Raw genomic sequence first — 12,845 nt, forward strand, 5'->3', positions numbered from 1 at the left:
TGATGGAAGCTATTTGTTACAATTTATATAGAAGTCCAAGGATAATTGCCACTAATTCTAAAAACTAAAGGAAAATGAACCAAAAAATAGATCCATAACTAACATAAACAATGAAAATAAGAAAAAAAAATATAAATTTTAGATTTAAAAAGTAATAATGGAAAAAACTTCAAAGAGTTACATGTGGTTATTATGCAACTAAAATCTTGGTTAAGAGCAATACCAACTCATGTAAGTAAATGGCATATACAAGCATATTTTGATGAATTTTGTTTTAGAATTAATAGGTCACAATGCAAAGAATCCATTTTTCATAAAACAATTCTTAGAATGGTACTACAAAAACCTAAATATCAAAAAAATACAAAACAGACACTAGGCGTGTAACTCAGTAAAATTTAATCAACAGAATGAGCCAAGATTGTCAGTAGTTGTTGTATTTTTACTAATCACAGTTTCCATGGAGTTAGATGAAAATAACTAAAACGGAAGAGTCCTGTAGCTCGTATTTTTACTGAACTTTCCTTTTATTTCTAAAATTCACCTACAAAGTTAAGGCATTACAGTACATTAAATTAAAAACGACAAAAAATTGTCTTTTCCTGTTTGAAATACTATATTTGCACGTTTATAAAATTTAAGACTATATTAAGAATGCAAAACAAAGGACTCATAAAACTATTCGCTATCCTTTTTGGAATCGTTAGTTTGTATCAATTATCTTTCACATGGCTGGTTAGCAATGTAGAAAATGACGCAAAAGAATACGCAATTTCACTTGCTGAAGAAAATGATGGTAAAGCAATCGCTAAATTTGAAAGAGCATACCTTGACTCTGTTGCTAACATTCCTGTTTTTGATAAATTCGGAGTTACTTTTAGCTACAACGATATTAAAGACAAAGAAATAAACCTAGGTCTTGACTTAAAAGGAGGGATTAACGCTACATTACAAGTTTCTGTAAAAGACATCTTAATCGGATTGTCTAACAATTCTAAAAATGAATCTTTTAATAAGGCATTAAAAGCAGCTTCAATTGCTCAAATAAACAGCAGTGATTCTTATATAGATTTGTTTTTTATCGAATTTGATAAAATAGCAACTGGAGATGACAAACTAAACGCTCCTGATATTTTTGGCAACAAATCTTTAAGAGAAAAGATCAACTTCCAAAAATCTGACGAAGAGACAAAAGATGCTATTCGTGAAGAAATAAACAGTTCTATCAATACTGCATTTGAAGTATTAAGAAGTAGAATTGACAAGTTTGGTGTTACACAACCAAATATTCAAAGAATTGGTAAGTCTGGTAGAATCTTAATTGAATTACCTGGAGCAAGAGATATTGAACGAGTTAAAAAATTATTACAATCTACTGCTGAATTACAGTTTTGGGAATTATATTCTAACCAAGAGACAGCTCTGTTTTTATATTCCGCAAACTCTAAAATAAGCGAACTTTTTCAAGATGAAAATACTGAAGAAGAAATTACTAATGAAAATGATGACTCAAGTGAAATTGATGATTTATTAGGAGAAGTAAAAGATTCAACTTCAATCAAACAAACAATAGATTTATTTTCTGTTCTATATCCTAGAATTCCTAATAGTCAAAATGAAATAAGCTCTATTATCGGTAGCGCTTCAGTGATTGATACCGCTACAGTAAATAAATACTTAGCAATGGATGAGATCAGAGCTTTATTATCTCCTGAGATGAAGCATGTAAAATTCTTATGGGATGCTAAGCCTATCGCGGATACAGAAGTGATTAACCTATATGCAATCAAATCTAACAGAAAAGACGAAGCTCCTATTCACGGTGATATTATTATCGATGCTTCTCAAGAATATGACCAATTAGGAACAAGTCCTGAGGTAAGCATGACAATGAACTCCAGAGGTTCTAAGTTATGGGCAAAAATGACTTCAGAAAACATAGGTAACTTTGTTGCTGTTGTTTTGGATAACTATGTTTATACTGCTCCAAGAGTAAATACTGCGATTACAGGTGGTAGAACTTCTATTTCTGGAAACTTTACAGTATTAGAGGCGCAAGATTTAGCAAATGTTTTAAAGGCAGGTAAATTACCTGCTGCTGCACATATTATACAGTCTGAAATTGTTGGTCCATCATTGGGTCAAGAAGCAATTGACAGTGGAATTATATCTTTTGCTTTAGCCTTATTATTAGTATTAATTTGGATGGTTTTCTACTACGGGAAATCTGGTATGTTTGCAAATGTTGCTTTATTAATAAACATCCTATTCATCTTCGGAATTTTATCTGCCTTTGGTGCTGTATTAACATTACCTGGTATTGCTGGTATTGTATTAACTATAGGTATGTCTGTAGATGCTAACGTACTTATTTTTGAGCGTATAAAAGAAGAATTAAAAAAAGGAAAAGGTTTGAAAGAAGGTATTTCCGATGGATTTAACAACGCTTTGTCTTCAATTTTGGATGCCAATATTACTACCTTATTAACTGGGTTAATTTTATTCATTTTTGGAACAGGACCGGTTAAAGGATTTGCTTCAACATTAATGATTGGTATTGCTACTTCTTTATTTACTGCAATTTTTATTACAAGAATGTTTATCGATTCCTATTCTAATAAAGGTCAAATATTGACTTTTAACACAGGAATCACAAAAAAATGGTTTACTACAATTGATATTGACTTTTTAAAGAAACGTAAAATCGCTTATATTATTTCTGGGACTCTTATGGTCCTTGGCTTCGCCTCATTATTTACCAATGGCTTAAACTATGGAGTAGATTTTGTAGGAGGACGTTCTTATGTTATCCGTTTCGACCAAGCGACAAACTCGACAAAAGTTGCAAACAGTTTAAAAGCTGTTTTTGGAAGTTCTCCTGAAGTTAAAACTTATGGATCAAACGATCAATTAAAAATCACAACTAAATACCGAATAGAAGAAGAGGGAGAACAAGTTGATACTGAAGTTCAAATTACATTGTTTGAAGGTCTAAAAGATTTCTTACCTGAAGGAACTACTTTAGACGAATTTAAAGGAGGATTTGACGATCAAAAAATTGGAATTCTCAATTCAATTAAAGTCGAACCATCCATTGCTCATGATATTAAAAACTCAGCTAAGTGGGCAATATTCGGGTCTCTATTTGTTGTTTTCTTATACATATTATTGAGGTTTAAGAAATGGCAATATAGTTTAGGAGCCGTTGTTGCCGTTATCCATGATGTAATAATCGTACTATCTATTTTCTCAATCGCATACAAAATAATGCCTTTTGATATGGAAATAGGTCAATCATTTATTGCAGCTATTCTAACAGTTGTAGGATACTCCCTAAATGATACTGTGGTAATATTCGATAGAATTAGAGAATACACTAAAATACATGAAGGATGGAGATATTCAAAAATTGTGAATAAAGCATTGAGTAGTACTTTGGGTAGAACCGTTAATACTTCATTAACAACATTAATCGTATTGTTAGCAATCTTCTTATTTGGAGGTGATTCTATCAAAGGATTTATGTTTGCATTGATTATTGGTGTGTTAGTAGGAACCTACTCGTCATTATTCGTTGCATCTCCAATTATGTTTGATACTTCTGGTAAATTAGAGAAAAAAAAGAACAACTAATAAATACCGTATATATATATGGTAAACCGTCCCTAATAATATTGGGGACGGTTTTCTGTTATTTTCAAAGCAAGAATTATATAGATGAAACCGATTACCATACACGATCAGCAATTTGAGGTTTACATCCATCGTGATAAAATTGCTCAAGCTGTTACATCTTTAGCAAAACAGCTAAAGAACGACTTGAATGGAGAAGTTCCAATTTTTATTAGTATCCTTAATGGAGGTTTTGTTTTCGCAGCTGATTTTATAAGAGCCTTTGATGGTGAATGTGAAATTTCTTTTATAAAACTAGCCTCGTATGAAAAAACGAAATCTACAGGAAAGGTCAAGCAACTTTTAGGTATCAACGAAGAGCTTAGTGGTAGAACTATTGTCGTTTTAGAAGATATTATTGATACAGGAACAACCCTTCAAAAAATACATGAAATATTAGGTGAAGAAAAACTAAAAGATTTTAAAATAGTAACTCTGTTTTTTAAGCCAGACGTTTTTAGAAAAGAATTACATATAGATTATGTCTCTTTTGAAATACCAGACTACTTTATTGTTGGGTATGGACTAGATTATGACAGACTAGGAAGAAATCTTCCTGATGTATATAAATTATTAAAACAATAACAATGAAAAACATCGTATTATTCGGCCCTCCTGGCGCAGGAAAAGGAACACAGGCAGACGTATTAAAAGACAAATACAACCTGGTACATATTTCTACCGGAGACGTATTCCGTTTCAATATTAAAAATAAAACTGAATTAGGAATTTTAGCTAAATCATATATTGATAATGGTAATTTAGTGCCAGACGAGGTAACTATTAACATGTTAAAAGCTGAAGTTGAGAAAAATACTAAAGCCAATGGATTTATCTTTGACGGATTTCCTAGAACAGAATCTCAGGCTGCTGAATTAGACTCTTTCTTAACTAAAAAAGGAACAACTATCAATGCAATGATTGCATTAGAGGTTGAAGAAGATATTTTGGTTGACCGCTTATTAGAGAGAGGGAAAGTCTCAGGCCGTGCAGATGATCAAGATGAATCTAAAATCAGAAATCGTTTTAACGAATATAATACCAAAACTGCTATTGTAAAAGATTACTACGACAAACAAAATAAATATTACGGAATTAACGGTGTTGGATCTATCGATAATATTACAGACTTAATTTCAAACGTTATTGACGGATTACAATAATCATCATTATTTAAATCACACACGAATAAACCACCATAGACATGACAGAAGGGAATTTTATTGACTATATTAAAATCTACGCATCTTCTGGTGATGGTGGTGGTGGATCTACACACTTACACAGAGAAAAATTTATTACCAAAGGTGGACCTGATGGTGGTGATGGTGGTCGTGGCGGGCATATCATCTTAAAAGGCAATAAAAGTATGTGGACATTACACCATTTGCGTTTTTTAAAACACAGTAGAGCTGACAAAGGAGGTAATGGTAGTAAAAGTAGAAGTACTGGTGCTGATGGACAAGATAAATATATTGATGTCCCTTTAGGAACTATTGTAAGAGATGTTGAAACACAAGAAATAATATTTGAAATCACAGATAATCATCAAGAAATAATTTTATGTGAAGGAGGAAAAGGTGGTTTGGGAAACTGGAACTTCAGATCTTCAACCAATCAAACTCCTCGCTATGCGCAACCTGGTATGCCTGGACAAGATGGTTGGTTTCAAATTGAATTAAAACTATTGGCAGATGTTGGTTTAGTAGGATTTCCTAATGCAGGAAAATCGACTTTGTTAGCAACTGTAACCGCTGCAAAACCTAAAATTGCTGATTACGCTTTTACAACTCTAAAACCTAACTTAGGAATTGTGGACTATAGAGATCATCAGAGTTTTGTTATGGCGGATATTCCAGGGATAATTGAAGGAGCTTCAGAAGGAAAAGGCTTAGGTCATAGATTCTTACGTCATATTGAACGTAATTCTGCCTTACTCTTTTTAATCCCAGCAGACTCTGATAATATTAAAGAAGAATATCATATCCTATTGAATGAATTAAAAAAACATAATCCCGAACTATTAGATAAAGCAAGGTTATTAGCTGTTTCAAAATCTGATATGCTTGATGATGAACTTAAAGAAGAAATAAAACAAGAGTTGCCAGAAGGTATTCCAACCTTATTCTTTTCATCTTTAGCTCAAGTGGGCATCATGGAATTAAAGGATGCTATTTGGAAACTATTAACTAAATAGGGCTACATATTAAAATAAAGATAGAGGTGTTATACCAATTTGGTTTTTAAATGACCTAATAATAATTTGGAATGTTTTTTATTCATCTTTGAAAAAATCCCTGTGTTCAAATTTTCAAATGCTTAGATGCTAAAATAAATCATGATTATTTTAAACTGATTTGCTAACAACGGATTGGAAAGTTGAACTTTCAGGTAAAAAACACTCTATTTTAATAACTGAACGCACTTATCATTTCTCGGAATAAATCCTTGTAAACAAAGGCCTTTTGATAACTAGGAATAAACACTGTTTGAGTTGAATCTGGCAGTTGTAAGTAATAAGTTGAGGAGTACATAAATCTAACAAATATTTTCCAAACTTCTTTATCAACTTATGTTAATATTCTAGTTATCAAGAAGTATTAGGTATCCGTATGTACTGATTTTAGAGGTTGAAAAATCTACAGAATTAGCTGTATTTCTCCAGTAAAACAATGAATTCCTATTATACCAAATAAACACCAAAATGATTGATTAAACTAGTTTATATTTCCTTTATATTTCAATATAAAACAGAGCCATAACCTTGGCTATGCTTATGTTTTTTATTTCATCTAAAGAAAAAATAATTCAAATTTATTATCAACCACTCTGAAATTCATTTGGTATTACTTAAAATTGGGCGATTTTTAAAATGTTATTTTTGCTTGTTTACACAAAAAAATTAACATTTTACACCCAGTTTCATCTGTTTACAAAGAGTTTTTTCGAATTAAATCAAATATAAATCGCACACAATTACGACTTTTTCATTAATAAAAACATCGTGAAATACACTTATTTATCGTTAATGAGAATGCCCCGCTTCGCTTTTTTTCAATTCAGACATTAAATAATAAGCTCCACTTTTCGCCAACAGTAAACCTTCACTTTGTTGTTCTTTAAAAGCAAATGAAACAAAGCCATTCGATCTATTCTTTTCCAAAACTTCAACAGGTTCGAACACCATGTTTTCACCCTCTTCTACCTTAAAAACATATATGCTTCCCTCTTCTTTGATAAAAGCCTCTTCTGGAAGTGCTTGCTCTAGTTTTTCATCAACAATAATTTTAGCATTTACATACATACCAACAATTAAATGTTCATATTGATTATCTATTTCTGCATGTACGTGTAAGGCTTTTGGCCCTTTTTCTAAAGATTTTCCAATAGAAAAAATTTCCCCTGCCATATCCTTAAGATCTAATGACTTGACGGAGAACAAGACTTTTTGACCATTTCTCACCTTTTTTATGTCTTTTTCAAACACCATTAAATCCACATGAATATGTTCTATATTTACAATTTCAAACAAAGGCGTTTGAGGTTGTACATATTGACCTGTTTTTACCTTCACAAACTCAATAAAACCATTAATTGTACTTTTAACAGGGGCAGTTGGTAAGATGATTCCTTTTCTAATTTTAGAATAATTCAAACCAAGTAACTGGAGCTGACTTTCATACCCCATAACCAACCCCTTGGCACTAGAATAATCTGCTTTTGCTTTTTGATAATCTCTACCAGAACTAACATTCGCATCATATAATTTTTGTTGTCTTATAAAATCTTGCTCTAAATAATTTAATTGATTATATGTTTGTAAATAATCGGTTTGAAGTTTAATTATTTCTGGATGTGATATATAAGCCAATACTTTTCCTTTTTTCACTTCTTCTCCTTCTATAACTTCAATGCTTACAATATTTGCTCCTAAATAAGTAGTGATGACAGCTTCGTTTTGTGGAGGCACCTCAATCATCCCATTTGCTATAATATACCCTTTCATATTCTGTTTAGAAACCTGCCCTACAGAAATACCTAAAATATTTGCCTGTTCTTTGGTTAGAGTTACTTTATCGGTATGTTCTTCTTTATGATTGTCATGATCGTCATGTCCATCGCTGTCATCATGAACAATTTCAGTTGATGAATTGTCATTATGATTATCTTTTTTGCAAGAGCTAAAAAAACTTAGAATTATAAAGGGCACAATATATATATATAATTTTTTCATTTTATTTTAATTTTGTCGTTAAATAATAAGAAAGTTCTATTTTACTTTCAGCATACATTTGTAAAACTTCCCAGGTTGAAATTTCTAATTCTATCGCATTTTTTAGTGTTTGAATAAATGCAATATAACCCATACTTCCTTCTTTATAAGCAAATGTAGCGCCATTTCTTTGTTCAATTGCCAATGGTAAAGCCTTTTCTTTATAATATTCCCAATTCAGCTTTAATTGATTATATCTAGACAAAGCTATTTCAAAACCGTTTTTAAGTTGCATTTCTTTTACTTTATTTTGTTGATCAATTATATCAACAGCTATTTTTGCAGCTTTAGATTCACCTCTTGCTTTGCTAAACACCAAGGGAATTTTCAATCCAAATTGATAACTGTTATATCCCGTTTGATCTCCAATTTTCTGAAATCCATATTGCGCTGAAATAGTAGGTAAATATTTAGATTTAGAAACCTTCTGTTTTGCTTTAGCAACGGATAAATCACTTTCCCATAAGTTAAATAAAGGATGATTTTTCAATACTTCATTTGATAAAACAATTGGAGCATCAAATTCTTCCCACGATATTTCCGAAACATCAAAAAACTCTTTAGAATACAACCATTGATTCAATTCTTGCAATGCAATTTGATAATTCGTAAAATATTGATATTTCTTTAACTTGATTAATTCACCTTCATTTATAGTTGTATTGTACTCAATTTTAGAAATAGCTTCTGTTTGGAAACGAAGATCTAAAGCTTTATTTAGTCCTGAAAAAACGACATCAATTTCTTTGTACGAATTAAAAATCAATTTTGCTGTATAAGCTTTTACCCAAGCATATTCCACTTTCTGTTTGAGTTCTAATAAATTAAGCTCTAAACCTGTTTTTGCTTTTTTGATCTGCTCATTTGCCAATCTATTTTTAGAAGCAATAGAAAATAACGCTATGTCAGACTGGCCGATTCCTAAAGTCGTATAAGTTGCATCATTGTTATTCCCTATTTCATCTCCTCCAGTAAAAATACGAGTATTTCCAAAATCCCACGCAGTACTTTTTAAAGCCTGTTCTTTGTCAATAATAAGTTGTGAAGTTTTTAAGGCAGGATAATTTTCCGTTGCTATAGTAATAGCAGCATCCAATGAAATTGAAGTTTCTTGACTATAAAGACTTTTCGGATTTATCAAACACAGAACTGTGATAATTCCAATAATTGGTTTCATACTAAAATTATTTTTATCTCGATTTTCAATCCACTTATATAAAATTGGGATTATAAATAATGTCAATAAAGTTGATGTTAACAAACCACCTATTACTACAGTTGCTAAAGGTTGTTGTACTTCAGCTCCTGAAGAAGTAGACAGTGCCATTGGTAGAAAACCAAGCATATCCGTCAAAGCCGTTAACATAATTGGACGAATCCTTCTTTTGGTTCCTAGTCTAATTCTTTCATCTATATCAATTATGCCTTCTTGTTTTAACTCATTAAACCCACTAATTAGCACCAAACCATTTAAAACTGCGACTCCAAATAATACAATAAAACCTACTCCTGCAGAAATACTAAATGGCATATCTCTTAAGAACAAAGAAAACACTCCACCTATTACTGCTAATGGAATAGCCATAAAAATCATAGTGGCTTGCTTAATTGATTTTAAAGCGAAAAAAATCAAAATAAAAATCAATCCCAAAGCAATAGGCACAACTGTTTTTAATTTCGCTGTAGCCCTTTCTAAATTTTCAAAAGCCCCACCATATCTAATATAATATCCCGCTGGTAATTTGATTTCAGTTTCAATTTTTTCTTGAATTTCTTCAACCAATGATTTAATATCCCTTCCACGTACATTAATCCCCACATAAACTCGTCTGTTTGTATTATCTCTACTAATTTGCATTGGTCCCGCTTTATAATCAATCGTGGCCAATTCTTTTAATGGAATTTGAGCTCCATCTGGTAAGCTTACATACAGGTTTCTAACACTCGCAAGATCTTTTCTTAGTTCTTTTTTTAATCTAACAACAAGGTCAAATCTTCTTTCTCCTTCAAAAATAACTCCTGCTACTCCTCCAGCAAAAGCAGTTTCTACAAGATTGTTTAAATCCTTTATATTAACACCATATTGAGCAACCTTATATCTATCATATTTGATTGTTATTTGTGGCTGTCCTGATGTTGCCTCCACTTTTAAATCTGCTACACCTCTTACTGATGATACTAAAGCACCAATTTCTTTTGCTTTGTTCGCTAAAACATCTAAATCTTCTCCATATAACTTAATTGCGATATCCTCTCTTACACCTGTAATTAATTCATTAAAACGCATTTCAATAGGCTGACTAAATTCATAATTGACTCCTGGTATTTGCTCGATAGCTAGTTTCATTTTATCAATTAATTCTTCCTTTGAAGAAGCAGATGTCCATTCTGAAGCAGGTTTTAGAATAACAAATGTATCTGATATATCCATGGGCATTGGATCTGTTGGAACATCCGCAACACCAATTCGACTAATAATATCAATAACTTCTGGAAATTTATCTTTGATGATTTTTTCCACTTTTGTTGTCACTTCAATAGTTTCTGATAAGGCACTACCCGGTTTTAACATAACATGAAAAGCAATATCACCTTCGTCCAATTGCGGTATAAATTCTCCTCCTAATTTTGAAAAAACATATCCTGAAATACCAAGTAAAACCAACGAAGAAATGATAATCAACTTTCCTTTTTTCATTGTTTTTTTCAAACTTTTCTCGTAAATATTCTCTAGTGCTTTCACTATTTTATCTCCAAAAAACACTTTCTTTGATTTTGGGGCTGAAATAAAACAGGAGGTTACCATAGGCACATAAGTAAGACATAACACCATCGCTCCAATCATAGCAAAAATAAAAGTAAGTGCCATTGGAATAAACATTTTTCCTTCAACACCTTCCAAAGTAAGAATCGGCAAGAATACAATAAGAATAATCAACTGACCAAAAAAGGCAGTGTTCATCATTTTAGAAGAGGATTTTAAGGTAATCTCATTCTTTTCTTTTTGAGTTATTGAATGTTTTTTTGATACCTGTTTGTAAATTAAAAAGACAGTGCTTTCTACAATAATTACTGCTCCATCAACAATAATTCCAAAATCAATAGCTCCTAAACTCATTAAATTAGCCCAAACACCAAATACATGCATTAGAATAAAGGCAAACAACAAGGATAAAGGAATCGTTGAAGCGACAATCAATCCTCCTCTCCAGTTCCCTAGGAATAATATAAGTATAAAAATCACGATCAAAGCTCCTTCAATCAAATTGTTTCTTACCGTATTAGTAGTGTTTTTTATTAATTTTGATCTATCAAGAAATGGTTTGATTGAAACTCCTGTAGGCAACGATTTTTGTATTTGCTCAATTCTTTTAGTAACAGCATCAATCACTTTATTTGTACTTGCGCCTTTTAACATTAAAATCATTCCTCCTACAGCTTCACCTTCTCCATTTTTAGTCAAAGCTCCATACCTAATTGCACTTCCAAACTGAACCTTACCAATATCATCGATTGTGATTGGTAAACCATTTATATTTTCTACAACTATATTTCTAATATCTTCTAATGAACGAGCCAATCCTTCTCCCCTGATAAAGTTAGCTTGGTGGTTTTTTTCTATATAAGCACCTCCTGTATTTTGATTATTATTTTCTAAAGCACTGTACACATCACCAATCGTTAATCCCATAGATTTCAAATCATCAGGATCAATAGCCACTTCATATTGTTTGATACTTCCTCCAAAAGCATTTACTTCTACAACTCCAGGAACCATTGCCATTTGTCTCCGAATAATCCAATCTTGAATAGTTCGAAGTTCTTGAATGTCGTATTCTTCTTTATATTCTGGATCGACTTCTAGGGTATATTGATAAATTTCACCTAAGCCAGTAGATATTGGTCCCATAAAAGGTTTCCCAAATCCATCTGGAATGTTTGAGCTTATTTCCGCCAATTTCTCCGACACTAATTGTCGAGGTAAATATGTATCTAAGTCATCACTAAATACAATGGTCACTACAGATAAACCAAAGCGAGAAATAGATCTAATCTCTGTTACCTCAGGTAAATTTGCAACCGCAATTTCTATTGGATAAGTAACAAATTGTTCAATATCTTCGGTTCCTAAATTTGGTGATTGGGTAATAATTTGAACTTGATTGTTGGTAATATCAGGAACCGCATCTACAGGTACTTGCTGTACACTATAAATACCACCAATTATCAATGCAAGTGTTAACAATGCAATAACAAATTTGTTATTGATTGAAAAATCAATGAGTTTATGTATCATTAAATGATTTTTTAGTTAAAAATGAGTCTTAAAAGACATTAAAGGAATGGGTATCCCTCAACAAATCAAACTAAACTATAGGTGGCTGATATAAAGACTGATATACCTCTTGACAAAGATCATTATGTATACTAGATATTTCCTCTAATAAAATTAATTCTAATGACAAGTTAAAAGTAGAAAAATGAAATACATCTACTGTTACCTGACAACATTGACAAGAGCAAAAAGGCGAGCACGAATCAATATCTTCAGAATGTGAATGATTTTCCTGATCAAAATCTGTTTCATCTTCAGAGAAGAAACTATCAGCAGTCGTGTCACTACAAGTCACAAAAGAAAGTGCTAGTATATAAATTGACAATATGAAGGTTACATAATTCATGAATTGCAAAGATAGAAATAATTATTTGCTTCTCAAATGAGAATGCCAAAAGTTTTGGTATATTTAATTAAAATAGACTGAGTTATACGCCTAGTGTCTGTTTTGTATTTTTTTGATATTTAGGTTTTTGTAGTACCATTCTAAGAATTGTTTTATGAAAAATGGATTCTTTGTATTGTGACCTATTAATTCTAAAACAAAATTCATCAAAGTAAGCT

General features: G+C 31.5%; 5 protein-coding genes and 3 pseudogenes. 4 read left to right on the plus strand and 4 right to left on the minus strand.

The window, feature by feature from the left end; genetic code table 11:
- Positions 1-150: 150 nt before the first annotated feature.
- From V5787_RS08665 to obgE, 4 genes and pseudogenes are all read left to right on the plus strand, one after another.
- Positions 151-387 (plus strand): annotated as a pseudogene (locus V5787_RS08665) (IS1595 family transposase); the annotation flags it as partial.
- 267 nt (positions 388-654) lie between these two features.
- The gene (gene secDF / locus V5787_RS08670; RefSeq protein WP_336892849.1) at positions 655-3,633 is read left to right on the plus strand and encodes a protein translocase subunit SecDF; all 2,979 of its coding nucleotides are present in this window, start codon (positions 655-657) and stop codon (positions 3,631-3,633) included.
- 84 nt (positions 3,634-3,717) lie between these two features.
- Positions 3,718-4,835: pseudogene (locus V5787_RS08675) on the plus strand (adenylate kinase).
- 41 nt (positions 4,836-4,876) lie between these two features.
- On the plus strand, positions 4,877-5,869 hold the full coding sequence (gene obgE / locus V5787_RS08680; protein WP_336892850.1) for a GTPase ObgE: 993 nt from the start codon (positions 4,877-4,879) through the stop codon (positions 5,867-5,869).
- 828 nt (positions 5,870-6,697) lie between these two features.
- Here the strand turns inward: obgE and V5787_RS08685 are convergent.
- The 4 genes and pseudogenes from V5787_RS08685 to V5787_RS08700 form a co-directional block, all read right to left on the minus strand.
- Positions 6,698-7,906, minus strand: coding sequence for an efflux RND transporter periplasmic adaptor subunit (locus V5787_RS08685; protein WP_336892851.1), 1,209 nt, complete (start codon positions 7,904-7,906; stop codon positions 6,698-6,700).
- A 1-nt stretch (position 7,907) separates the two neighbouring features.
- On the minus strand, positions 7,908-12,242 hold the full coding sequence (locus V5787_RS08690) for a CusA/CzcA family heavy metal efflux RND transporter (RefSeq protein ID WP_336892852.1): 4,335 nt from the start codon (positions 12,240-12,242) through the stop codon (positions 7,908-7,910).
- A 70-nt stretch (positions 12,243-12,312) separates the two neighbouring features.
- Complete coding sequence (locus V5787_RS08695) at positions 12,313-12,627, minus strand: DUF6660 family protein (RefSeq protein WP_336892853.1); 315 nt, start codon at positions 12,625-12,627, stop codon at positions 12,313-12,315.
- An 82-nt stretch (positions 12,628-12,709) separates the two neighbouring features.
- Positions 12,710-12,845 (minus strand): annotated as a pseudogene (locus tag V5787_RS08700) (IS1595 family transposase); the annotation flags it as partial.

The sequence above is a fragment of the Flavicella sp. genome, from assembly GCF_037132785.1.
Lineage (GTDB): Bacteria > Bacteroidota > Bacteroidia > Flavobacteriales > Flavobacteriaceae > Flavicella.